The sequence below is a fragment of the Paenalcaligenes hominis genome (assembly GCF_041359055.1).
In the GTDB taxonomy this organism is placed as follows: Bacteria; Pseudomonadota; Gammaproteobacteria; order Burkholderiales; family Burkholderiaceae_B; genus Paenalcaligenes; species Paenalcaligenes hominis_A.
In genome coordinates this window covers 186,823-212,616 of the sequence record NZ_JBGJKZ010000005.1, presented here as the reverse complement: position 1 = coordinate 212,616, position 25,794 = coordinate 186,823, and the positions used below count along the sequence as shown (strand labels likewise).

Annotated in this window: 20 protein-coding genes; 5 read left to right on the top strand and 15 right to left on the bottom strand. The window is 49.1% G+C overall.

The window, feature by feature from the left end; genetic code table 11:
• The first annotated feature begins 363 nt into the window (after nucleotides 1-363).
• Both ydiJ and hglS read left to right on the top strand, forming a co-directional pair.
• On the top strand, nucleotides 364-3,450 hold the full coding sequence (gene ydiJ, locus ACBP46_RS12060; RefSeq protein ID WP_371016966.1) for a D-2-hydroxyglutarate dehydrogenase YdiJ: 3,087 nt from the start codon (nucleotides 364-366) through the stop codon (nucleotides 3,448-3,450).
• Nucleotides 3,451-3,460: 10 nt separating this feature from the next.
• Entirely contained in the window at nucleotides 3,461-4,852 is a 1,392-nt protein-coding gene (gene hglS / locus ACBP46_RS12055; protein WP_371016965.1) for a 2-oxoadipate dioxygenase/decarboxylase HglS, read from the top strand.
• Between the two features lie 90 nt (nucleotides 4,853-4,942).
• Here hglS and ACBP46_RS12050 read toward each other — a convergent pair whose 3' ends face one another.
• The 3 genes from ACBP46_RS12050 to azu form a co-directional block, all read right to left on the bottom strand.
• Nucleotides 4,943-5,590 (bottom strand): carbonic anhydrase, encoded by a 648-nt coding sequence (locus ACBP46_RS12050; RefSeq protein ID WP_371016964.1) that lies wholly within the window; start codon nucleotides 5,588-5,590, stop codon nucleotides 4,943-4,945.
• Between the two features lie 268 nt (nucleotides 5,591-5,858).
• Nucleotides 5,859-6,047 (bottom strand): DUF3008 family protein, encoded by a 189-nt coding sequence (locus tag ACBP46_RS12045; RefSeq protein WP_371016996.1) that lies wholly within the window; start codon nucleotides 6,045-6,047, stop codon nucleotides 5,859-5,861.
• A 135-nt stretch (nucleotides 6,048-6,182) separates the two neighbouring features.
• Nucleotides 6,183-6,632, bottom strand: coding sequence for an azurin (azu, locus tag ACBP46_RS12040; protein WP_371016963.1), 450 nt, complete (start codon nucleotides 6,630-6,632; stop codon nucleotides 6,183-6,185).
• Between the two features lie 206 nt (nucleotides 6,633-6,838).
• Here azu and ACBP46_RS12035 point away from each other — a divergent pair, with 206 nt between their 5' ends.
• Nucleotides 6,839-7,366 (top strand): gamma carbonic anhydrase family protein, encoded by a 528-nt coding sequence (locus ACBP46_RS12035; protein ID WP_371016962.1) that lies wholly within the window; start codon nucleotides 6,839-6,841, stop codon nucleotides 7,364-7,366.
• A gap of 34 nt (nucleotides 7,367-7,400) precedes the next feature.
• Here the strand turns inward: ACBP46_RS12035 and ACBP46_RS12030 are convergent, their stop codons facing one another.
• Nucleotides 7,401-9,389: an acyltransferase family protein gene (locus ACBP46_RS12030; protein ID WP_371016961.1), complete on the bottom strand. Its 1,989-nt coding sequence runs from the start codon at nucleotides 9,387-9,389 to the stop codon at nucleotides 7,401-7,403.
• Between the two features lie 54 nt (nucleotides 9,390-9,443).
• Between ACBP46_RS12030 and ACBP46_RS12025 the strand changes: the two genes are divergently transcribed.
• A complete protein-coding gene (locus tag ACBP46_RS12025; RefSeq protein WP_371016960.1) occupies nucleotides 9,444-9,575 on the top strand; it encodes a hypothetical protein in 132 nt (43 codons plus the stop codon).
• Here ACBP46_RS12025 and rfbC read toward each other — a convergent pair.
• Genes rfbC through rfbB form a run of 4 tightly spaced genes read right to left on the bottom strand, consistent with a single transcriptional unit; the run spans nucleotide 9,572 to nucleotide 12,997 of the window.
• A complete protein-coding gene (gene rfbC / locus ACBP46_RS12020; protein WP_371016959.1) occupies nucleotides 9,572-10,135 on the bottom strand; it encodes a dTDP-4-dehydrorhamnose 3,5-epimerase in 564 nt (187 codons plus the stop codon). The two genes, ACBP46_RS12025 and rfbC, sit on opposite strands and share 4 nt — an antisense overlap.
• A gap of 5 nt (nucleotides 10,136-10,140) precedes the next feature.
• A complete protein-coding gene (gene rfbA / locus ACBP46_RS12015) occupies nucleotides 10,141-11,028 on the bottom strand; it encodes a glucose-1-phosphate thymidylyltransferase RfbA (protein ID WP_371016958.1) in 888 nt (295 codons plus the stop codon).
• Complete coding sequence (rfbD, locus tag ACBP46_RS12010) at nucleotides 11,013-11,918, bottom strand: dTDP-4-dehydrorhamnose reductase (RefSeq protein ID WP_371016957.1); 906 nt, start codon at nucleotides 11,916-11,918, stop codon at nucleotides 11,013-11,015. The genes rfbA and rfbD overlap by 16 nt, the downstream gene beginning before the upstream one ends.
• A complete protein-coding gene (gene rfbB, locus ACBP46_RS12005; protein ID WP_371016956.1) occupies nucleotides 11,918-12,997 on the bottom strand; it encodes a dTDP-glucose 4,6-dehydratase in 1,080 nt (359 codons plus the stop codon). Before rfbB ends, rfbD begins: the two co-directional genes overlap by 1 nt.
• 330 nt (nucleotides 12,998-13,327) lie before the next feature.
• On the opposite strand from rfbB, the gene galE reads away from it, so the two are divergent.
• Nucleotides 13,328-14,332: a UDP-glucose 4-epimerase GalE gene (galE, locus tag ACBP46_RS12000; RefSeq protein WP_371016955.1), complete on the top strand. Its 1,005-nt coding sequence runs from the start codon at nucleotides 13,328-13,330 to the stop codon at nucleotides 14,330-14,332.
• A 10-nt stretch (nucleotides 14,333-14,342) separates the two neighbouring features.
• On the opposite strand, the gene wbaP is transcribed toward galE, so the two are convergent.
• The 7 genes from wbaP to ACBP46_RS11965 form a co-directional block, all read right to left on the bottom strand.
• Nucleotides 14,343-15,788, bottom strand: a complete 1,446-nt coding sequence (gene wbaP, locus ACBP46_RS11995; protein ID WP_371016954.1) for an undecaprenyl-phosphate galactose phosphotransferase WbaP — start codon at nucleotides 15,786-15,788, stop codon at nucleotides 14,343-14,345.
• 108 nt (nucleotides 15,789-15,896) lie between these two features.
• On the bottom strand, nucleotides 15,897-18,779 hold the full coding sequence (locus ACBP46_RS11990) for a glycosyltransferase (RefSeq protein WP_371016953.1): 2,883 nt from the start codon (nucleotides 18,777-18,779) through the stop codon (nucleotides 15,897-15,899).
• Entirely contained in the window at nucleotides 18,779-19,975 is a 1,197-nt protein-coding gene (locus ACBP46_RS11985) for a class I SAM-dependent methyltransferase (RefSeq protein ID WP_371016952.1), read from the bottom strand. Before ACBP46_RS11985 ends, ACBP46_RS11990 begins: the two co-directional genes overlap by 1 nt.
• A gap of 133 nt (nucleotides 19,976-20,108) precedes the next feature.
• Nucleotides 20,109-20,879: a SapC family protein gene (locus ACBP46_RS11980; protein WP_371016951.1), complete on the bottom strand. Its 771-nt coding sequence runs from the start codon at nucleotides 20,877-20,879 to the stop codon at nucleotides 20,109-20,111.
• A 177-nt stretch (nucleotides 20,880-21,056) separates the two neighbouring features.
• Nucleotides 21,057-23,165, bottom strand: a complete 2,109-nt coding sequence (locus ACBP46_RS11975; RefSeq protein WP_371016950.1) for a DUF4214 domain-containing protein — start codon at nucleotides 23,163-23,165, stop codon at nucleotides 21,057-21,059.
• 321 nt (nucleotides 23,166-23,486) lie between these two features.
• Nucleotides 23,487-24,464: an acyltransferase family protein gene (locus tag ACBP46_RS11970; protein ID WP_371016949.1), complete on the bottom strand. Its 978-nt coding sequence runs from the start codon at nucleotides 24,462-24,464 to the stop codon at nucleotides 23,487-23,489.
• A gap of 11 nt (nucleotides 24,465-24,475) precedes the next feature.
• Complete coding sequence (locus ACBP46_RS11965; protein WP_371016948.1) at nucleotides 24,476-25,789, bottom strand: HlyD family type I secretion periplasmic adaptor subunit; 1,314 nt, start codon at nucleotides 25,787-25,789, stop codon at nucleotides 24,476-24,478.
• Between the last annotated feature and the right edge of the window lie 5 nt (nucleotides 25,790-25,794).

The window sequence follows — 25,794 nt, the reverse complement described above, 5'->3', positions numbered from 1 at the left end:
ACATAAACTGTATCATTATTTACGCTTTTATAGGAGTTCACATTAATAACTGTGCTGTGCAAAGTACGCCTTATCACGCTCTGAGCACAGTTGGCTGTTTTCTTGCACGCTTTACTATTACGCCTAAAAACAAGCGGTGATGTGGCACGCAATACGCCAGACAAGGGGTAAAATTCTACTCTGCCCACCCTGCCACTCATGAACAAATGGAATGTATTGCGGGTTTTTATTCGCTTGATTCCCCACGCAAAGTTTGCTTTGATGGAGGGTAGGCGTATAGCGTATACCGCCTGTGAAATTTTCACCCATGCCGATTTATTGTACAGAGGCTTTTGCCCTCTGTTTGCTGACTGCTAGGACACGATGGAACACATTGCTTTTTTGCCCGTACACCGCGTTCAAGAAAACTCGCTCTATAACGAGTTTTTAACCGATTTAGCCGCCCAAGGCTTCCAAGGCGATATCGAACGCGATCTAGCCAAACGTGTTGTTTTTGCCACCGACAACTCTATTTATCAGCGCTTGCCCCAAGCCAGCGTATTTCCTCGTCACACCGACGACTTAATTTGTATTAGTCGATTAGCAGGCAGCGACAAATACCGCAGCATCGTACTCACAGCACGTGGTGGGGGCACTGGCACCAACGGTCAGTCATTAACTGACGGGCTTATTGTGGATATGTCGCGTCATATGAATCAAATCCTTCATATTGATGCGCGCGCCCGTACCGCAGTGGTGCAGCCCGGCGTGGTAAAAGATCAACTCAATGCCGCGCTCAAGCCATATGGCTTATTTTTTGCTCCCGAGCTATCCACCTCAAACCGAGCCACCATAGGCGGCATGATCAACACCGACGCCAGTGGTCAGGGCAGCTGTACGTATGGCAAAACGCGCGATCATGTTTTGGGTCTTAAAACTGTGTTGCTAGGTGGGCAGGTCTTGGATACTCATCCTCTCCATACCGATGAACTGCCAGCATTTAAAGCCGACCCGTTAGTGGGTGCTTTTTATCAAACCATCGACCAACTGGTCACCACTCACGCCCAAGCCATCCGCGATACTTTCCCACCATTAAATCGTTGCTTAACAGGTTACGACTTACCCCATATTAAAGAGGGCGAGTCCTTTAACCTCAACAATTTACTGTGTGGTGCCGAAGGCTCGTTGGGCTTTATTGCCGAAGCCAAACTCAACGTACTGCCTATTCCCACCGAACAAATTCTAGTGAATGTGCGCTATGCCGACTTTGAGGCTGCGTTGCGTGATGCCAAAGCATTAATGGCCTTAAAGCCGCTTTCTATTGAAACCGTAGACTCCAAGGTCTTGGGCTTGGCACAAAACGATATCATTTGGCACAGTGTGGCAGAGTACTTCCCTGACAATGCCGATGGCACCCCCACCTTGGGTATTAATCTAATTGAGTTTGCCGGTAACGATATCGATACACTGCAGCATACAGTTACAGCCTTTATCAAGCATTTGGAAAGCGACACCAGCGTAGTGCGCCTAGGGCATACCGTCGCTTACGGTGCCAAAGCCGTTAATACCGTATACGGCATGCGTAAACGTTCCGTGGGCTTGTTAGGCAACGTAGAGGGCGAAATACGCCCCCAGCCTTTTGTAGAAGACACTGCTGTACCACCAGAAAACCTAGCGGATTTTATTGCTGAATTCCGTGCGGTCTTGGACGAGGCCAATTTGTCTTATGGCATGTTTGGGCACGTGGACGCCGGGGTCTTGCATGTACGCCCTGCTCTAGATATGAAAGACCCTGCCCAAGCCGCCATGATCCGCCCTATTACAGACAAAGTGGTAGAGCTTGTGCATAAATACGGTGGCGTGCTGTGGGGCGAACACGGCAAAGGGCTGCGCTCGGGCTATGCACCCAAATTCTTTGGCGACTTGTACCCCGTGCTGCAGCAAATTAAAGCCTTATTTGACCCATACAACCAGCTTAACCCCGGAAAAATCGCCACACCCAGCACTACCCCTAACGCCCAGCTACTAGCGGTAGATCAGGTCGAGCTCCGCGGTGACTTCGACCGCCAAATCAAGTTTTCTGATTGGAAACTGTTTAATAGTGCCGTGTACTGTAATGGCAACGGCGCATGCTACAACTACGACACAGACGACGCCATGTGCCCCTCGTGGAAAGCCACACGCGATCGTCTGCATTCACCCAAAGGCCGCGCCTCGGCAGTGCGCGAATGGCTACGCCTGCAAAACAATCAAGGTCTAGACCTTAGCACCTACCAAGCCCCCAACACGGCGCTAGGGCACCTCAAGCAATGGCTGCATAAAGCCCAAGCCAGCTGGCAACAGCCGCGCTCTAAAAAAGAGGACTATTCCCATCAGGTTTACGAGGCCCTAGAGGGCTGCTTGTCCTGTAAATCCTGTGCGGGCCAATGCCCCGTCAAAGTAAACGTACCCGATTTTAAAGCTCGCTTTTTATACCTGTATCACAGCCGCTATTTGCGACCACTCAAAGACTATGCAGTGGGCTCGCTTGAGTACGTATTGCCCTATGCAGCCAAAGTGCCTGCACTCTACAACGGCATGATGCGACTAAAGCCAATACAAACTCTGGTCAGCAAAACCGTAGGCCTAAGCGATATTCCGTTATTAAGCACCACTGCTTGGCAGCCTTTGCTAGAGCGTTATGGGGTGCAGGTTGCTACCCCAGACGTCTTAAAACAACTCAGCCCAGCACAAAAACAAAATAGCATTATTTTGGTGCAAGACGCGTTTACACGTTATTTTGAAACCCCTTTGTGGGAAGAATGGCTAGCCTTATTGCAGCATCTACAGGTCAATGTGTATATAGTGCCTTTTATGCCTAACGGCAAACCGCTGCAAGTTCACGGGTTTTTAAATCGTTTTAAACAACAAGCCCAGCGTCATGCGCAACTGCTAAACGAGCTCAGCGCCGAAGGGGTAGCATTGGTGGGCTTAGACCCTGCCATGACCTTGGTGTATCGCCAAGAATACCGTCAAGCGCTCGAGCCCGATATGACAGCGCCTAGCGTGCAACTACCTCAGGAATGGCTGCACCACTGGCTGCAGCACCAAGACCTCAGTCACGTGCAAAACGATACCACCTTGGATAACACCTATTATTTGGTGGGTCATTGCACTGAAAAAACCACCGCCCCTAAAGCCGCCGCTTTATGGAAAGACGTCTTTGCTTTACTAGGCCTAAATTTAGTCAATGTGGCTAGCGGCTGCTGTGGCATGGCGGGTACCTATGGTCACGAAAGCCAACACCAAACCACCTCCGCCACTATTTATGGTCAATCCTGGCAGCGCATTGTGGCACGCCACGGTGGTAGTGGCCGCTTGTTAGCGACCGGTTATTCCTGTCGCAGTCAGGTCGAACGCTTTAGCCAACTTAAAATCAAACATCCGTTGCAAATACTGCAACAACACTATTACTCTCAAGCCAGAAAATAGGAGACAGTTGATGCCATCCACCCCCTTTATGGCTCCTAGCCAAATCCGAGCCTTATTCTCAACAGCCATGTCCACCATGTATAAGGACGAGGTTCCTTTATATGGCGAGCTGCTTGATCTTGTGGCTCAGGTCAATCAAGACTGCCTACAGCAAAATCCGCAACTAGAGCAACATTTACGCACCACACACGAATTAGAACGACTTGATGAGGAGCGCCATGGTGCCATCCGCGTTGGCACAGCGCACGAACTACACACCTTGCGTCGATTGTTTGCGGTAATGGGGATGGAACCAGTGGGGTATTACGATCTTGCTCCGGCTGGCGTTCCTGTGCACTCTACGGCATTTCGGGCACTGCACGAGGCCGATTTACGTCAAAGCCCATTTCGCGTCTTTACCTCGCTATTGCGACTTGAGCTCATTGACAACCCCACCTTGCGCGACGAAGCCAATGAAATCCTAGCGCGACGTCAGATTTTTACGCCTGCTGCGCTTGAGCTCATTGAGCTGCATGAAAAACAAGGCGGCTTAACCGCTGAGCAAGCCCAGCAGTTTGTAACCGAAGCCCTAGAAACCTTTAGATGGCACAGCGAGGCCACGGTTAGCAGCACGCAATACCAAAACTTGCACGACCAGCATCGTCTCATTGCCGATGTGGTGGCCTTTAAAGGCCCGCATATTAATCACCTTACACCACGCACGCTAGACATTGATGCTGCCCAAGCAGAAATGCCTAAACGTGGCATTAGCCCTAAAGCGGTTATTGAAGGTCCGCCGCGCCGTCAGCAACCCATTTTATTGCGCCAAACCAGTTTCAAAGCCCTCGAGGAAAGCGTGCGCTACAGCGACCAACAGGGCACAGAGCGCGGCACTCACACAGCGCGCTTTGGTGAAATTGAACAACGCGGTACTGCACTTACCCCTAAAGGGCGTGATCTGTACGACCAGCTTTTGCAAGCAGCACGCGCTGAAATGAATGGCCCCACTACCGAAGCCAATGCCGATCATTACTACGAAGTCCTAGAGCGTCATTTCAAGGCTTTTCCAGACGATCTACTCAGCTTGTACCAGCAAGGCTTAATCCATGTTACCTATAGCCCCACCGAACAGGGTTTAGCCAAAGCCGGTCAGTTTCCAGCCAACACCACGCTAGATACACTGATTGCAAATGGCGATGTCCGTATTGATGGCATTGTGTACGAAGACTTCCTACCAGTTAGCGCCGCAGGCATTTTTCAATCGAACTTAGGCGAAGGAGCCACCACAGAATACGCCCAACTATCGAATCAAGAGGTATTCGAGCGCGACCTAGGCTGTAGTGTGCAAGATGAGCAAGCGCTTTATCAGGCGCAAAGCGAGCGCTCCTTGGCACACACCAAGCAACAGCTGCAACTCAATTAAACACCCGTTAGCAATAAAAAGAGTCCTGTAAACACAGGACTCTTTTTTATGACTGCTAGTGTGCAGACAAGTAATCGCTAAGGCAGTGCTCTACCAAACAACGGGAGCAGCCACCACATCGGGAGACTCTGCCAACGACACAAAGCGGCGCGATGCGCCATCGTAGGCGTCGATGGTACCCGATTCAATATCAAAGACCCAACCATGCAGGCTGAGCTTATTTTCAGCCAAAGCCAAACGCACCGATGGATGAGTCTGCACATTAGCGAGTTGTGCAATCACATTTTCTCGTACCATTGAAGCAATACGCTCTTGCTCATTAGCATGAGGACGCGCTTCATTAACCAAACGGGCCGAGTCCGCATAACGTAGCCAATGCTTCACAGCAGGCATGTGGTCTAGACACTGACACGCTGCAATAGCAGTCATAGCGCCACAATCAGAGTGACCGCAAATTACTAAATCCCGCACACCGAGCTTAGACACGGCGTACTCTACCGAGGCCGACACCCCGCCCGGCTCTGGCCCATACGAAGGCACAATATTGCCCGCATTGCGAATAACGAAAATATCACCTGGCTCGCGTTGTGTAACAAGCTCTGGAACAATTCGGCTATCCGAACAGGAAATAAACAACGCACGGGGATTTTGATTGGAAGCGAGATTTTTAAACAAATGCTCGCGCTGAGGATAGGCTTCTTTTTGGAACTTTAAAAAGCCTTCAATAATTTCTTTCATCCGGAGTCCTTGGGCAGCTATAACGCTTTGCGTTGCTAAGCCGTCTTGATGTTGCCGCTAAAGCAGCCCATTCCTAGGTGAACGACCAGCCGCCGCTAAAGCTAATTGGCTGATTTTACTGCCAATTAGCCGTTGGACTCAATAAAAAACTCATACCACCCTACAAAGCCTACTTAATTAAGCCTGACTCTGTACGTTTAAGCACGACAAACAAACCAAACACTAACCACCACAATGCACAACTAAACAACCCAAGACCCGCATCCTTTTACTTGCTGTCCTTGTGTTCAGGCAGTTTTTTACGTGGTGTGGCGGCAAAATCCTCTAACTCTTTTTCCGTCATGGAATCATACATAGATTTAGCCGCCCCTTTGAGCTCACTGACTTTGATTTCCTTGCGCTTGGCTGACAGCGCGGCTCCGGCAGCTTTTTGCTGAGCTTTAGAAACAGCAGGCATCATCGACTCCTTTAGCGATTCAACGTATTACTCTACTAGCAAGTAATGATCCTACGCCCCAATACACCATACAAAAAAACCGACTTGTGCCGGTAGTTTGGCCCAAGTCGGTTTAAGCATATCCAATAAAAGGAATTATTGGACTTTTAGATCGCCTTTCATCAAAGCCAAGTGGCCAGGGAAAGAGCAGAAGAAAGCGTAGTCCTCGCCCTCTGTTAGATCGGCAACCTTAAAGGTAACGGAGGTGTCTTCGCCCCCACCAATCACACTTGAATGAGCTACAACACGTTCGTCATCTGGTTTAACGTAGTCGTTGTCCAAGCCTGCAGCAATACCATCGTTAGCGACGGCTTGCTCATCGGCCTTTTTAGAAATAACCACGTTGTGACCCATGCTAGCGACGGGCAAAGTGCCTGTGTGTTTTAGATTAATGGTGAACTCATCACAACTTTTATCTACGATGATTTCTTGGGCGCTAAACTGCATCGCATCATTGCCTTCGAGATCGAAACTGCAATCAGCTGCCATTGCTGCCGGTACACTGGCAACGGCTAAAGCAGCGGCAAAAGTGAATTTCGCGAACATATATAACCTCCTAATCAACAAAAAAAACTACTCTTTCATCATAAGAAAAACTGCTTCAACTGTACATGCCCCCACCCTTACTTTATGTAAGTAATTTTAGCATTACGCCATAAAACCCCATCAAACCCTTATTATTAGGCCCTTCAGCAGACTTCGTACCTTTCTCAATCCACGGTATGATGGGGTGATCTTTTCGAGGAGGCAGGATGACTATTTATCAATTTCAACATAAAAAACCCAGCATTGCTGATTCCGCCTACGTGGCAGCCGAAGCGGTAGTGATTGGCGACGTACATCTAGGGCAGCAGGTTAGTGTTTGGCCTGGGGCCGTTTTGCGCGGTGATAACGAGCCCATTGTCTTGGGCAACGGCAGCAATGCCCAAGAGGGGGCCGTCTTTCATACCGACCCCGGCTACCCTTTAACCGTAGGCAAGAACGTAACCGTTGGGCATCAAGCCATGCTGCATGGCTGCACCATCGAGGACAACTGCTTAATTGGGATTCAAGCGGTGGTACTAAATGGTGCCGTCATTGGTGCAGAGTCCCTAGTGGGGGCGGGCGCGCTAGTTACAGAAAACAAAGTATTTCCACCGCGTTCCCTTATTTTAGGTAGCCCAGCAAAAGCGGTACGCACCTTAACTGAAGACGACATCGTCGCAATGCAAAAAAATGCACAAACCTATATAGAACGCGGGCAAGCATTTAAGACGGACTTGGTAAAACTAAGCGATTAAGCCCATCTAAAGCCCTAAGCCTTTGGTACGTAAACTAAGGCAACAGCGCTTCTAACTGAGGCGCTATTTTTTGCACTAAAAACCGTGTCGCTGCCGTAGACAGATGGGAATCATCCACATAGGCCATGGCTTTGGGTTCAAAGCTCTGATCGGGCAAACGGATTAAACACGCTTGCTCTGTATCACACAGGTAGTCGGTAGCAGAAACATAATGCACATACGGCTGCCCTTGCCAATGGTCTCGAATACGCCCATCAAAAAATTGCGCACTGTCCAACAAACCAAAACTCGTAAACGGGGGAACCACACTGCCCCGCAGCGCAAAATAATTAAACGTATTTTGACCTGCAGGCTTTTTCCAGTTGGGTATTGGGCCGAGGATAACAACCTCTGTTTGGGGTAAATAATGGCGGATTTTTTCTATGGTGGTCTGCAACTGCTGCTGCATGGCCTCGGGTGTTTGACTATGGGCCACCCAAAACGCATGCAGTACCAACACAGCTGGCGGCCGCTGTCTGAGTTGCTCTAGCGCCCGTTCAGAGATGCTGCTGTAATCCCAACCCATATTATTTTTGCGCTCCGCATCAAAATACGGTGCCGTCGCATCTATGGTTAACTGGCCGATTTGCACCCCCTGTGTTTGCCCCCACTCGTGCAAAGCCTGATAGAGCGATGCGGCTTGTGAGTCCCCCCACAGCACCACACTTGCAGACGCATCGGGTAAACAGTGCTCAGCATTTAGCTGGGGGTCACGATAAACCATATTGTGGCACTGGCCCTCGCGTAATGCGCCTAACCACTCGGGAGTACGCAAATCCATTGACACCACCTCTCGTACCTCGGGCGCAAAGCGCTTAGGCATGCCTTTGGCTAACCAAATGGCGCTAGCGACTACGGCAATCAGCCCCATCACTGCACACAAGCCAAGCAGTTTTATGCGCCCAGCGCGACCACCACGTAAGGGTTCCTCTACATAGCGATACGACAACCAAGCCAATAAAACGCTTAATAACAATAAAACAGTAATAATAAGCGGGTGCCACTGGGCCTCAAACAAATAGCTAAAATTATGAAAATACGCTAATAGAGGCCAATGCCATAAATACAAAGGGTAGCTAATTAAACCAACCCAAACCATAAGCGGTCTGGATAAAACATAGCGGTTAAACCACGCATAGGGCCCAGCCGCAATAAAACACACCGCGGAAAGCACAGGCCAAATTGCACGCCAACCGGGAAATACACTTTGTGGATTTAAATTAACCAAAGCCACAATAAAAAAGATAAGACCGGCTAATGACAATACATGGTGACGCCTAAGTGCTACACCATTTAGTGATAATGGATTTTGCGTTTTTTTAATAGACCACCACGCTAAAGCGGCACCTGCTAGCATTTCCCAAAAACGTGAAAAAGGATTATAAAATGCTAATTTTAAATTGCCTAAAGTTAAATAATGACTATAGGCAAATGATGACGCCATACAAATAACTACGGCTAACCATAACGGCCATTTACGCCAATAAAAAAACCAAAGCACCAAAGGCCACAGTAAATAAAACTGCTCCTCTATACCTAATGACCACAAATGCAAAAGCGGATTGGTATCGCTAATATCACTAAAATACCCGCTATCGGCAGCCAGCATAAGATTTGAAACAAAAGCAGCCCCACCTACTGTATGTTTGGCTAAAGATTGAAGCTCTAGGGGGGAAAGCACAAACCACCCCAAACCCAAACTAAAAACCAATACCACCACCAGCACGGGAAACAAACGACGAATACGTCGCTCGTAAAAATGCCAAATACTAAACTGCCCTAGCCGCAAACTACGAATAATAATTGAGCTAATTAAAAACCCACTAATTACAAAAAAAACATCTACCCCCACAAACCCCCCAGGAAGCCATTCCGGAAAGCCATGGAAAAGTAAAACACTTATTACCGCGATAGTCCGTAAACCATCAATATCTGGCCGGTATTTAGGATGCGTTTTGCCAGTGGGAGATAGATTTACACTCAACGTTTTCTCAGCTCAAATCAGTTACAAAACAAAGTATTTCCACCGCGCTCCCTTATGTTAGGTAGCCCAGCAAAAGCGGTACGCACCTTAACTGAAGACGACATCGTCGCAATGCAAAAAAACGCACAAACCTATATAGAACGCGGGCAAGCATTTAAGACGGTCTTGTTAAAACTAAGCGATTAAGCTCCAAGCGCAACCGAGTATTTTTTACAGGTGGCCCATGGCTGTGCTTGATGCTGGTCTTTCACTGATAACACTGGCGACCCAGTCACTAAGGGCCACTCAATACCCACGCTGGGATCATCCCAACGTAAGATCTGCTCGTCGTGCGGCGCATAATACGCCGTGCACTTATAGTGCAGGTCGGCATGGGCGCTAAGCACATAAAACCCGTGCGCAAACCCGGGGGGAATCCATAGCTGATTTTTGTTTTCTGCGCTTAAATACACCCCTACCCACTGACCAAAGGTAGATGAATCGGCGCGAAGATCTACCGCCACATCGTAAACCTCACCAGCGGTCACGCGCACTAATTTGCCTTGGGGCTGATGGTACTGATAATGCAAACCACGTAACACACCCTGCCCTGAGCGTGAATAATTTTCTTGAACAAACTCATATGCGCCGCAGTGCTGCTGAAAAACAGTTTTCCTAAAGCTTTCCATAAAAAAACCGCGTTCGTCCCCCAAAACGGTTGGCTGTAATAGCACCACATCGGGTATGCGTTGGGCTATGTATTGCATGGACTTTACCTTAATAAAAACAATAAATAATCACCATAGGCAGTTTTGGCGAACCTTTCTCCAGCCGCTTGCAATTGCGCATCTGTAATCCAGCCATTGCGCCAAGCAATTTCCTCTAGACACGCTATTTTTAAACCCTGACGTTTTTCTATGGTTTGCACGTACTGCGATGCCTCTAAGAGACTGTCATGAGTACCAGTATCTAGCCAGGCAAAACCGCGACCCAGTTTTTCTACGGTCAAATTACCTTGCTCTAGGTAGGCGCGGTTTAAACAGGTAATTTCGTATTCACCGCGCGCAGAGGGCTGCACCTGCTTAGCTAGCTCCACTACTTGCTGGTCATAAAAATACAACCCTGTTACCGCATACGGTGACTTGGGGTGTAGTGGTTTTTCTTCGATGGAAATGGCTACCCCATTGGCATCAAACTCTACTACACCAAAGCGCTCTGGGTCGTTAACCAAATACCCAAAAACAGTGGCCCCCGTTTCCTGTTGAGCCGCTTTTTGCAGCTGCATGGAAAAATGCTGACCGTGGAAAATATTATCGCCTAACACCAAGCACACATTCTTATCACCAATAAATGATTCACCAATAACGAATGCTTGTGCTAGCCCAGCAGGAGTGGGCTGAACCGCATACTCAATCTGCAAGCCAAACTGCTCACCACTGCCCAGTAGTTTCTGAAAGTTGGGTAAATCTTCGGGAGTGGAAATGACTAAAACCTCATGAATCCCTGCCAACATTAATACAGACAAGGGGTAATAAATCATGGGTTTATCATAAATAGGCAGCAGTTGCTTGGATATCCCCAAAGTAATCGGATGCAGACGCGTACCTGCACCCCCCGCCAATATAATGCCTTTGCGTTGATTTTTTATTGCGATATGCATCTAGTTAGGTACTCCGCCCAAGTTAAATTCAATTGATCGCGCCAGCATGGCATACACAACCCAAACGTAGTCTGAATTTTCCCTAAATCCAAACGCGAATTTAGCGGACGCGGCGCTGGAGTGGGATACTGAGCCGTGCTAATGGCCTGCAACCCCTCTGGCTCTAGCTGTAGGTTTAACGGGTGACGGCGTGCTAAAGCGATAATATGGCAGGCAAACTCGTACCAACTACACTCCCCGGCTGTGGTTAGGTGATACACTCCAGCATGCAGCGCCGTCTTTTGTGCCAATACCTGCTGCAGCACCAAAGCAGTAACCATAGCAATAAAACGTGCAGGCGTCGGCGCACCGCGTTGATCGTCTACCACGGTTAATTGCGAACGCGTTTGGGCTAGACCCAAGATCGTGCGCATAAAATTGTGCCCCCGCGCCGCATACACCCAACTAGTACGAAAAATTAAATGCTGCGCACACTGCGCAATAATGGCATTGTCGCCCGCTAATTTCGTTTGTCCATACACAGTTTTAGGTTGGGAAACATCCGTTTCTTGCCACGGTTTTTCACCCAAGCCACTGTACACGTAGTCTGTAGAGTAATGCACAAGCCATGCATTTAATTGCGTGGCTAGGGTTGCTAGTAAAGCAGGCAAGTCTGCATTGATATGGTACGCAGCCTGTGACTGAGCCTCAGCCAAGTCAACCCCGGTCCATGCCGCAGCATTAACAATCACATCGGGTTGAAGCTGCATGATGATCTGGCTCAAGCGCTCAAACTGCACAAAGTCGACTTCTTTGCGACTAATACAATGCACATGCCCTAGAGGGGCTAAAGCACGGACTAGCTCGTACCCTACTTGCCCATAAGGCGCTAACACCACGATTTTTCGCATTAGTCCTGCTCGCTTTGGTAAGACCCATCTAAAATAGCCTGCCACCAATGAGGATGGTCCAAATACCATTGCACCGTTTTTCTTAATCCGGTTTCAAAGCTTTCCTGGGGATGCCAGCCTAACTCTTGTTGAATTTTTGCTGCGTTGATAGCATAGCGCACATCGTGACCCGGCCTATCTTTAACATGCGTAATTAAATCTGTGTAATACCTAACACCTGCGGGCTTGACTGGTGCTAGCTCCTCAAGCAAATGGCAAATAGCGTACACCACATCCCGATTCGTTTTTTCATTGTGGCCCCCGACCACATACGTCTGCCCTACTACACCCTGTGCAGCTACGTTTACCAAGGCTCTTGCGTGATCGTCCACATACAACCAATCACGAACTTGCATGCCATCCCCATAGATGGGCAATTTTTTGCCTGCCAACGCCTGCACAATCATTAATGGGATTAACTTTTCAGGGAAATGATAGGGCCCATAATTATTAGAGCAATTGGTAATTAGCGTAGGCAAGCCATAAGTACGGTGCCAAGCGCGCACTAGATGATCTGAGCCCGCTTTGCTAGCCGAGTAGGGGCTGCTAGGGTCATACGGCGTGGACTCTACAAAAAACGCCTCTGTGCCTGCTAAGTCGCCAAAGACTTCGTCCGTAGACACATGCAAAAATCGAAACCCATCTTGTTCAGCAGCGTTAAGACTAGCCCAATACTGACGCGCAGCCTCTAGCAGCACATAGGTACCGACCAGATTGGTTTGAATAAAAGCGGCCGGACCAGTAATAGAACGATCCACATGGCTTTCAGCCGCTAAATGAACCACCACATCAGGCTGAAAGGAATCAAAGACCTGTGTCATGGCCGCCACATCACAGATGTCTGCACGTACAAACTGATAGCGGTCTGAGTCGGCTATGTCACGTACCGAGTTCAGATTACCGGCATAGGTGAGTTTGTCTATATTTATTACCTGATGAGTAGTATTGGTAATTAAATGGCGCACCAGCGCAGAGCCAATAAACCCAGCCCCGCCTGTAACCAAAAAACGCTTCGCACACTCTCCCCGTCCTGTAACCATCGTAATCCTAATCACTATAAAAAAACCCGCTCGTTTCTTGGACAAAGAGCTGGGTATATAAAGATGTGTTTTTATTATACGACGAATGCGCTATTAGCTCTGGACAATGCATCGACAATAAAACCACTTTCTAGTGATCTCACAATGCTTGTCATACAAAAAGCCTCAAACCTAGCCATTATTTTCAAGACAATTCTATTAAAACCCGCCATATACAGTGCGGAATAGGTCCATAAATCTTCGCGCTATGTATTCCCTTATAATTATTGCTTTACCTGAGTACGTGGAAGGCCCGTCTTTCAGGGCTGAAGGGCATCAAAGGAGAATACAATGCGCTTATTGGTAACGGGTGGCTTGGGGTTTATTGGAAGTCACACCACGGTACTGCTCTTGCAAGCTGGTTACGAAGTGGTTATTTTAGACAACCTGTCTAATAGCCACCTGCAGGTCTTGAATGCCATCGAGCAGCTTTGCCACCAACGCCCACAGTTTATACAGGGCGATGTACGCGACCGCGACCAACTTAACGCTCTATTTACTGCCTTTCCTTGTCAGGCCGTATTGCATTTTGCAGGCTTAAAGGCGGTAGGCGAGTCCGTACAGCACCCCTTGCGCTACTATGACAACAACGTTAATGGCTTAATCAGCTTGTTGCTCGCCATGGAACAAGCACACGTCCATCAACTGGTTTTCTCGTCCTCGGCAACGGTGTATGGCGAACCCACCATCTTGCCATTGACCGAATCGCACCCCTTGTCAGCTACCAACCCATACGGACAAACCAAATTAATCGGCGAACACCTTTTACAAGACTGGCACCGCAGCCAACGCCACAGCGCTATCGCGTGTTTACGTTACTTTAACCCCGTCAGCGCCCACCCCAGTGGCCTACTAGGCGAAAATCCTCAGGGCAAGCCCAACAACCTCATGCCATATATTATGCAGGTAGCCAGTGGGCAACGCGACACCCTTCATATTTTTGGTAACGACTACCCCACCCCCGATGGCACCGGGATACGCGACTATTTACATGTGATGGATTTGGCAGCGGGCCATGTGGCGGCGGTGGATTATCTGCTACGCCACCCATACGCGTTTTTACAGGTGAACTTGGGCACAGGCCAAGGCTATTCGGTATTAGAGCTAATGCATATGGTGGAACGCGTCACGGGAAAACCTATCCCGCATGAAATCGTAGCGCGTCGCCCTGGGGACATTGCAAGCTGCTATGCCGATCCAACCCTAGCCAAACAGTACTTAAACTGGGTCGCACACCACGATCTTTTTACGATGTGTGCCGATGCTTGGCGTTGGACGCAGCACCACCAGCCCTAAGCACAAGGTATTAATACGCCCCGTCACGCTTTAAAACAATTTCTACGGTTTTAGCCAAAATCACAATGTCATTCCAAAGCGACCAATTTTTGACATACCACGCATCAAAATAAACGCGTGTGTCGTAATCCACATCATTACGACCACTGACTTGCCACAAACCCGTCATACCCGGTTTAGCCATCAGGTAGTAGCCCTGATTGGTGCCATACCGCTCTAGCTCGTCGGGCACAATAGGACGTGGGCCCACTAGACTCATCTCACCCCGAATTACATTCCACAGCTGGGGGAGTTCGTCTAAACTGGTTTTGCGTAAAAAATGCCCTACCGGAGTAATACGCACATCGTTTTTTAGCTTAAAGTCGGCCTGCCACTCGGCACGAGCCTTGGGGTCTGTACGTAACAGTTCCTGCAACACCTCGTCGGAATTCAGCACCATGGAACGGAACTTTAAACAGGGGAAGAGTTTGCCATTGCGCCCTACCCGCATGTGCTTATAAATAGGGCTGCCCCCATCGCGCATAATCCAAAGCACCAACACAATCAACAGGGGAGCCAGCAACACACTAATTAAAAGCGCTATTAGCAAATCAAAACTGCGCTTTACAAAACGCGCTGACCACTTGGTCAGATTCGTATTAATTTTTAATAACAGCAGCTCGTAACGAAACAAATACGACACATCGGTACTATTTAACGGAATGCCCCGTAGCGTAGGCACCACCGACACCACACGACACTGCTGTAACGCCAGCTTTTGAATCCATTGCTCGCGTAACACCTCTTGACCATCGTCTAGCGCCAATACATATTGGGTATGACGTGGATCTGTAGTACGCCATAACAAGCGCTCGTCGCTGACCACCCGCAAACCGTGAATACGCTGCTGATGGGGTGGGTTCGCTGCAAAAAAATAACGAAAGCGCAGACCTAGCTCTTTTTCACCTTTCAGCGCCTTGTAGGACTCGATGGCATTGGCTCCTGTGCCGATAATGACGCAATCTTTTAGCCAAATGCCCGTGCGCCGCAGGATTTTCTTTACTACAAAACGCCCCGACGCCACAAAAACAGCAATACTAACCCAGGTAAACACCCACAAATAACGCGACACATGCCACTTGGAAAACGCCAAAATCGCCAAATTAAAAATGGCAAAAATAGCCACAGTACGCAGTATTTCCTTTAGCTCAAACCAAAACGGCTTGCGGTAAGTGTAGTGACGCAAACGAACCCAAAACCACCCCACACACAAACCGCCCAATACTCCATGCGCCACAAACTGCGGATACCATTGCGAGGGGGGAATAAAGCGACGAATATCGCCCCAAATCAGCCACACCACCCACAGCGCAACAAAGGGACCAAGCAGAAAAAAAACAAAATCCGCACTGGCTAGGGCCAGTTGTGAAACAGCAGATTTAGTCCTATTAAGGTGAAGATATTGTTTTTTTCTCATTGGGTATTCTTATAAGGGTCTAACACGAATGGGGTAATTATAGCGATATCACCTCCAGCGCTTGGCTAAAAATGGCCATACTTACCCCAAACGCGCTTCAAATCATCATTACGACGCCGTGAAACCCAAATGCGCTACCACCTGCTTTGCCATTTGTTGCCACGTTTGCCATGGCATATCAGCAGACGTCGGAGTACGCTGCTCAAGCCACTGTATTAAAGCCTCTGCCAACTGCTGGGCGGTATCCGCATGAAAGAAAAAAGCATGGTCGCCAGCGACCTCGCGAAACACCGGCAAATCCCGCGCAATAATGGACAATTGGTGTTGCGCCGCCTCGATCAAAGGCAATCCAAACCCTTCACCAAACGACGCCGCAATCAAGGCAGAACTGCTTTGGTACAACTGCTCGACAAACTCATCACTGGCGTCATTAAACCAATACAAATTACGTTTTAACTGGCTAAGCCCATAAATGGCCTGAGGAATGGTGCGCCGCGCGTTGGGTTCCAACCCCCTCCAACCCTCGCGCCCCACCACCACCAGATTAACGTCCACCCCTTTACGCCACAACAGTGTCATGGCCTCCAGCACCTGTACATGGCCTTTACGGGGCTCGATGGTACCGACCATTAAAAATGTCGGTTTGCTACGAATTTTCTGCAGCAAATGCTCGGCCTGCGGTGGCATTCCTTGGGATGGATCAGAGTTAACAATATCTGCGCCCAAATGCGCCCACTGAATTAAATACGTGGGTTTTAAGGCTAAGTGAGTTTGCTGGGCGCGCCACTCAGCAAAAGCATCGGCTACCGTTTTGGAAATGGCAATCACCCCATCAAAGGTAGCAATGCGCTCTAACCACTGCTCATGCTGCTGATCTGCACCCGGAGGGAACACCTCTGGTATTTGAATGGGCAACAAATCATACAGCATCCAGTACACCGTTACCCCCTGAAGTTGCAGACGTTGAAATAAACCATCTTGATCAGCCTGCTGCATAAAATGCCCAGACAAATCCAAACCCAACAAGGTGTCGCCAGCCCCGAACTCCACCACCTCATCGTGTAAGAGCGGATAACTGCGGTGCGCGTCCACCTGTGGTAGCGTATGCCGACGTGCGTAGCGATACTGCCAATGGCCGTCGTCCTCAGCCAAATACACTGGCTCTAAATAAAACTCCCCCTGTGCCAATGACTCGTTAAGCAACGCCACTGACAACGCCCGTACCACACGTTCGATACCGGTGCGAAGGTCATGATGCAAAGTCGCTGTCATATCAATAAAAAGCCGTTTCTGAGGCACCGGCGTCGGATACGTAGCAGCAATGGCCCGAGCTAGCTGCCTAAAATGGAAAGCCGTGGCCTGCGGCGCAAGCACTGACCCCACAGCGTGGGCCACATCGTAGCCATGAGGAACCGCGTAAAACTGTTCGATGGCGTCGTAATAGCGCTGCGCACACTGCTGGGGGTGGTGCACATGCTGTACCTCTGCCAAAGCGCGCTGCCCCAACTGCTGACGCCGTGCGGCATCCTCGTGCAAAGTATGTAATGCCTGAACAAGTTGCTCATCACTAAATGCATCGGGCAGCATCCAAACTGCATCCTGATTGATTTCCGCAAATGCACCATTGGCATTCATAATCACTGCCAAACCCGCCGCCATACCATCCAGCACTGTGGCCGAGGACTCACCACGAGATAAGGAACGTAACTGCACCACGACGTCAGCAGCCGCTAAATAGTTTTGGTATTGCTGGTGCGAAGCAAAACCCGTAATAGTAATATGCTTTGTCTGTCCACTGTGTTGAATGGTATCAACCAACGCCTGACCATAGGTCTCGGGATTATTTTCCCCCACAAAAACCAGATGACAACGCGGATCGTGTGCTAAATCACTGCTTAACCAACTAGCCAAAAGGCGATGATTTAACTTGGTCTTTCCTAAAAAACCAAAACTGCACACCAGAAAATCGTCCTCGACCAGACCCAGCTGTTCCCGCGCCACCTCGCGCGATGGCAAAGTGTAATCTTTACATAACAAAGGAATAACCGCCCAATGTTGCGCGGCTTGCGCCCCATACCAGTGCTGGGTGAGCTGCTTAGAATACAAAGAATGACTAATCAGACCGCGCGCAAAACGAATGCAATCAAAATTTGCCGGGTAACGATACGTGGCATCGGCCTCGTGATCGCGCAAATACCTAAGCGCCGCATAGCCATGCGACTCGTAAAGATGCTTTTCCCACAAACCAGCTGGGCCATGATCGCGTTCGTAACCCTCTACCCAACCTCCTAAATAAAAATCGTGCAACACCACCACGCCCGGAATAGCCCGCATCAAAGGCCATATATAGGCATGCATGGCCGAATTGCCCATCTGATACACCACACGATCCACCGTATGTCCGTGCTCTAGTAACCAAGCACTGTCTTTAACTTGAGCATGCGCTAGCACCCACGGGTCGGTCAGGGTTTCCTGATCGGGCACCACCACAATATCATAGTAGTGCGATAAAAGCGGCAACAGCCTAGACGTATAATTCGCCACCCCCGTTCGCGTTGGCAACAAAGGCGATACCATTACTAAGGTAGGCTTGGAGGCTGACGACGCAGATGCCTCGTGCACAGCAGGTAAGGAGGGCAGCGTCTGTGCCCATATCGGCGGCTGGCCTGTTGCCGTTAACACTACTTCGTGTACCCAATCTGCCTTTAAGGCCTGCACAGCGTGCTGATGCAATAACATCGCAGCGGACTGCGCCACCGAGTCATCAGATGCAGGGGGCGCAAACCACACATGAATGGCCTCAGCTGCAACACAAGTTTGTAAAAAAAGCCGATGGCGCATCGCCTGATGCGGGTGAGTACCCTCTAACAACACTAGCACCTCGTGCTGTGCTTGAAGCTGCTGAATACTGTGCTGCCACTCCTGACGTGTCTCGGGCTGCATTTGCTCTGGCAGCACCGAGGCCTTGGACCAATCCAAAACAATACGCATTATTCACCCTTGTGATGTGTTTGAGCCTGTTGCAACGCATTAAACAGCTGCTGCTCCTGTGTGCCTAAGCGGTGCGAGGAAGAAGCCGATGAACTGGTAGACGGCACACTAGGTGCAGTTGGCTCGGGTACGTGAGTTTGCGTAACCCGATGGATACGGCGCTGTAGGGCCGGTACACGTCCCAACTGCGCCCGTACAAAATGCCGCAGCTGCGGGTTTTTCTCGGCGCGCTTATCAAAATGATTTAAAAAAAAACGCAACACAGCTTTGACGACTCGTTTACTGTAACGGCCCACCCGCAAACCCACACCCATCAAGGTGTACGAATAAAAAAGACGCTCTAAACGCACGAGCTGCTGCTGTTGCTGTTGGTACTGCTGCTGCAACTGCCCAATTTGCTCGCGCAATACCTGTGCGTGCTGATGCTGCGCGTGCAGCTGTGCTTGCCACTGCTGCTGATAACGCCCAGTCAACTGCTCTAACTCGACCCCAAACCCCTGCGCAAACGCCGCATCCCACTGCTGCACATACGCCGCTGGACCGGCTTTTTGCGCCACAATGGAATAATCGGGGCTAGCACCCGCTAACACCTCGTACAAAGACACGTGATGATCGGACTCATGCAACGTGGTGGCCTCGTTTAAACGCACCACCCGCACCCGCTCAAAACCCGCGTACTCTAGCGCAAAGCTTAACAATGCTGGTGGTATGGGCTTGACATGCGACGGATCCAAATAAAAATAATGGCTACCCACCATTATATTTTCTGGGTTAGGGGTCTCTAAAATAAGTAAACCGCCTGGCTTTAACGCACGTAGCGCATCCCGCGCTAGCTGCATCACAGCCTGAAAAGGGATATGCTCGACCACATGAAAAGCAGAAATCAAGTTCAGAGTTTGCGCTGTTTGCTGCGCTAAGCACAGCAAACCATCGCCCTGCACCAACGGCAGACCCAGCGGCTCAGCATCCCGAATCATTCCAGCATCCAGATCAATACCCTGCACCTGAAACCCCTGCTGCTGTAGTAGCTCGACCCACTCACCCCGACCACAACCAATATCTAATGCCGTGGGTGCCGCACCAGCGGTCTGTGTAAAGGGCACATAAAAAGGACGATACGCCTGCAAACGCTGGGAAATCAACGCCCGTGAGCCGCGATGCCTGTCTTCAAAGGCACGATAAAAACCCGCATCCATAGTGATTTTTTCTACCAAGGTTTAGATGGAAGTTAGCATAGCATACTGACTTAGACTGCACGCGTTACGAGAAAAAAAGGCAGCCGCAGCTACCTTTTTATGGTCTTAGTCAGCACCACAGCATATACGGTGATTAAAAATTAAAGCGAATGGTGTCATCGCCCTTGGAACCAAACAGGACATCCACCTGATCCGCACTGTCCACGGCCGGGTTATGACGTTGCAAACGCAATAGAAGATGTCCCTGCTGCAATGACATATTCACCCCATAGCCTATCCCTAGGGCTTGGGCTTGACGCAACGCCAAAAAATCGGCATCGGGCAGCTTAGCTAGAGCGGCCTCGTTTAAACAATACAGCTCGGGCAGCTTCATGCCTAACGCGTCTACCAATGCAGTGGGCCAAGGCATCAATACCTGAGCATCCGCCAGAGCCTGTACCGCCTGCTGAGTACGGGCAAACAAAGGCGCGTCTTTGAGTAACTGATCTTGAATGGTCTGAACCGCTGGCGTTAGGCTACCATCGCCCTGCATTAACGGCTGCGCCCCTAGACTGTCGGCTTGCGCAGCGAGTTTGCCAGATAAATTAAAGCGTAAAAATGCGGCCTTGCCCATTTGGTGCAAATCAAAATCGTAAGTGCTGATGCAACGCGGTTGATACCGACCTAGCCACTCGCCGTTTAAGACAAATAAATTGTGTTGCGGCTGCAGCCCTGCCACAGCAACCAACTGCCACACACCACCCAACTGCGTGATAGCCACTGGCATGGTGGATGCCGCCAACGCCAGCTCGCCCGCATGCAAAGGTAGCAGTGGCTGACCTGCAATGTAGCTTAGATTAGCAGGCGGAATCCAATAAAACTGCTCGGAGTGATTTTGGTTAAGAATTTGATAGTTTGCACTCATACATTGACTCCAAAAATAACAGGCTTCTTTAATCATACACCGTCCGCTAGTGACATAAGGTAAGCAGAGCATGCAGACCTTATCACCTCATAAACAAAAACCCTCCCCTAACCGAAGTCGGGGGAGGGTTTAAATCATTATCTGTATTGAGTTAAAAACTTAATACAGCATTAACGATTAGAAGTGCAAGAAGCCATTGTCTAAGACTAGCTCGTCAGCTTGAACACCTGTTAGGGTGATCTCGACTAGATCGCCATTATCTTCAGCTGGTGTAGAAGAAGCGCCAGCAAAGGCTGCTTTTTCAACATACAAAACTGTATTGTCACCGTCTTGGATAGCAAAGATTTCTAGTACGCTATTGTCACCACCTAGGTTGCCTTTAGCTGCATCAAACCCAGCCTCCAATACGATTAGAGCCTCCGCCTTGTCACCGAAGTAGAACAAGTCTTTGCCGTCGAAGTTGTTAACAGTAACTTCATCTTTAGCATCGTAAACGAAAAGATCAGCTAACTGGTCAGCATCGTCTTCGTTGTAAACGTCGCCATTGTACTCGTTACTGCCATTAACTTTAACTAACTGAACGCCTAGATCTTCAAATGCTTTCTCAGCGGTTTCAATTGCTTTATCTGCGTCTGCAACTACATTAGCGGCATCTTTTAGCAAACTTTGCTGCTCTAGGGCTGCATTGTAATGATCTACGGCTTTGTTAAAGTCAGCTAAAGCGTTTTCTGCATCAGAGGCAGCCTCAACAAACTCAGCGCTGGCCTCTGCGGCGTTAAGTAAACCTTCTGGTAACTGGCTACCATCTAGAGATGCTGAGTCTTCAATAACTTCGCCTATACTTTCATCGATACCATCTACAGTAAATAGTTGACCTTCGATTGTTGTATCAGCATCAAGCTTGCCTTCTTTATCGGCTAAACCAACAGCTGTAGCAGGCTCTTTTACAGCTAACTCACCGTTTTCATCAACAGATACTAAAGACCATGCTACGGATTTACCATTTTCATCAAAAGCTTGGTATTTGTTATCGCGTAGTGCAGCCAATGCTGCTGTAGCTACTGCTTTTTCGGCGGCAGCTTGCTTAGCAATGTTGCCATGTAAAGCTAACACCTGCTCTTTATAGGCATCAACACCTTTTAGCTTGTTAAAGGCATCAACATCCTCTTTTTCGCCACTTACTTTAAGCTGACCTTTTTCAACTGTCAGCTCAACATCAGCAACACTTACTTTAAACTCTTTAGCATCATTTGCATTTTCTAATGAGTTCCACTCGCCTTCAAAACCATTTAACGCACCAAATTTGGCCGATTCAGCCCCATAAGCGGTTACGGTTTCGTTTATTTCTTTAGCGGTATTGTCGTAAGCTGTCAGTTTTTCTTGTAAGTTCACTGCAGCGGCGTTCTGCTTTTTCAACGCAGCTACATCGGCCTTAGCTGCATTAAGATCAGCTGTTAAGGATTCACGAGCTGTAGCAATGGTTTCCTCTGTTACTTTCAGAGCGTCGTCAATTTCACCAGTAGTACGTACAGCAGTTTCTGCATAATCTACAGCGCCATTCACTGCAGTTACAACATTATCTACGGCTACGTTGCCGTTTTCATCGGCCTCTTCTAAATCCAACGCTTTGTCTGCAGCTTTAGCGGCTTCAACTTGAGCTTTCTCAGCACCTGCTTTAGCGTCTAGCTTTTCTTGGTAGACTTCAGCAGCCTCTGCAATAGCAGTGTTGTCTAGAGGAACATTTTTATCGATTTCCGCTTTAGCGGCTTCGACAGTGGCTGGGTCTGCGGTTACGTTAGCGATGGCTTCAGCAGCAGCTTTGTAGGCGGGATCGTTCACTACATCAGCTGAACTAGGATCAACGTCTTCGGATAGGTTGGAAGCGGCACCCATTTCTTCTGTGAAATATAGACCCACAGCCACTTTGTTATCCAACGCAGCTTTGCGTAGCAAGGCATCAGCGTCGTCACCGTCGTAAGCAAGCGCAGCGTCGATGAACTCGGCTAGGAACTCGCCGCGGCTTATACCGTTGTCTAGGGCGTTAACCCAGAACTCGATACCTTCGGCGTCGCCTTGGCCTTGTAATACGTTTTCGTAGATAGCTTTAACGAACTCTTCGTTGGTTTTCTCGCCGTACTGTTCTGTGAACACAGGGTGAGTAACGAAGCCTTCGGACATAACCACAAAGTTTTCTTGTGCAGTCCAGAAGTTAAGACCATTTTGGTCGGGAGCGCGATTAAATACGGCAGCGTATAGAGCGGTTGCTTGATCTTTAGTTACTGACATATGAGTAGTCTCCTTAAGGATTTTTGGTACTTAGTAGGTACCTATAGATTCGAGTGCGACTCGAATCAGCAGTAAATCTAACATAGCCTATTACTTCAAAGCCCCTTGCATTGAGCAAGTAGCACAACCCATGCAACTATCAATTTCATTGTGCCAAATCAAAAAATAGATGAAAAGCACTGTTTACTTTGGACACGTGTAGCAAAGAGCGCATACAAGCACGCCTGAGCTAAAACACAAGCCTTTGGTTGCCAACCATACATTAATTATAGCGCTAATGCAAAAAAAAATTAGAAATAACTATCTAAGCAATATGCTGTATTACTGAGAGCTAGGTTTGCCTAAATAGGATCTAAAACGCGACCACAACGGACGCTCTACATAGCGGTGCGCTAACTCAGCATAAAGTAAGTTCATGGCACAGACCACTGCCACTGCCGTCACCCCGTTGCCCAAGCGGGGTTGCACCACCCATAGCAACGGAAAATGCAATAAAAACAACGCATACGAATACACACCAGCTCGCTGCTGTACCACCCGCCACCATTTGGGTCTAGAGCTAGACCGACTGCCCCACACCACGCATGGCAAGCCCACACTAAAACCCACCGCCACCTCAAACACATACGGGGGGTTCGTGGGCTGTAACACTAAATAGACGACATATACACAACAGATCAACCACAATAAAAGTAAAAAAATGCGGGTAGCACGATTTGGCTGAATACATAAGGCACCGCAAATAAATAAAAATAAAATACCAGGCAATAATCGATAGCCGTATATATCGGAATTAATTAAACCCGTTTGCGCGAAACTAAATATCCCTAATGAAAGCATTAATGCCACAAATAACACGTTGCGATTAAGCAACAGGATTGGCACCAGAAAATAGAATTGAATTTCTGCGCCTAATGACCATGCGGGGGCTAATAAAGTGAATTGATCTGTGCCATTAAACATAAAGTAGTTCAATGGCACGATAGTGAGGTTGGCGAACCAATCAAAAAGAGTGGGTATAGCGCTAACATGGTAACTGTCGGGCTGTAGCCAACACCACATGACCGCAGCCACAGCTAGGCTAAGATAATATTGCGGCAAAATACGCCAAGCACGATCGCGTGCAAACCACTGCAAGCGGCGTTCGGCAGGTGCATGCAACCAAAGTTTTGCCACCACATGCCCTGCTAGCAAATAAAACACGGCAACGGCCATTACTCCTGGGTTATAGCCGTGCCAGCTGTAACCCATATGACTGATTAAGACTAAAAAAGCCAAAAACAACCGTAGGCAGCCCATGACAATTGGGGCTAGTCTTCGATTAAGGAGCGGGCAAAAGCGTTATCAACGGGTTGCATCAGGTACTGAAACAAGGTGCGTTCCCCCGTGTTGATAAGCACTTCGGCAGGCATACCCGGTACAAGCTGGCGATGCCCTAAAGCTTTTAAGCCCTCTTCGGTAAGCTGCACCCGGCTTAGGTAATACGGCATGCCGGTTTGTTCGTTGATTAGACGGTCGCCCGATATTTGCGCCACCACGCCCTGAATGACGGGGGTAGTGGCGCTGTTAAATGCACTGAAGCGAATATCGGCCAGCTTGCCAATTTCCACGCGGTCGATGTCCATAGGCGAGACCTCGGCCTCGATCACCAAGTCGGAGGCAGATGGCACAATATCGAGCAAGGGCGTGCCAGAGCTGATCACGCCGCCTACTGTATGCACTTTCATACCAATCACCATACCGCTGTCGGGGGCACGAATCACAATACGGTTGATGCGCTCTTGGAGGGCAAGTAAGCGTTGCTCGAGGTCGAAGGCATGGGCTTGTACCTCGGCCAGTTTACCTACCACTTCGGTATTAAACTGTTTGTCGAGCTGCACAATTTGTAATTCGGTTTCTATGATTTGCAGCTGAATACGGATTACTTCGCTTTTATGCTCGGCCGCTTCGGCGACGCTGGTGTCTAAACGACGCTCTTGTTCTAACAAACGTTGTTTATCTATGTAGCCATCTTTAAGCAGATCGCGTAGCTCTTTGACCTCTGAGCGGTACGATTGCGCTAGTTTTTGTTTGGTTTGCACCAGATCGTTTAGGCCTTTGATTTGCTGTTTAAGCTGGCCTACACGCTGTTGCAGCACCTCGCGCTCGCCCTGATGAGAGCGACGGCGTGAAGTAAAAACTTGTGTTTCACCCTCTTGGGCCTCTAGGGCGCGACGGCTGTCTATCTCGGTCATAAGGTCGAAGTTAATGCTATCCAGCTGATCTCGCTCGGCCAGTAAGCGAGCTTCGGTGGCTTGAGCACCAAGCAATTGGCCCAACACGATATCGTATTCGGCGCGTAACTGCGTGTCGTCCAAAATAATTAATGGTTGACCGGTTTCAACGTGGTCTCCGTCACGCGCTAGTAATTCTTTGACGATGCCGCCCTCTAGGTGTTGTACGGTTTTGCGATAGGTTTGTACTGTGACTACCCCCGGTGCCAACGCTGCGCTGCCGATGGGGGCCAATACTGACCAACCACCGAAAAAACCAAACATAATCAGCACCACGGCATAGCCAAAACGACGAACGCGGTGATCGGAGGCAATGATATGGGGAAGTGTGAGAGTTTCTGTTTGTGTCATGATGG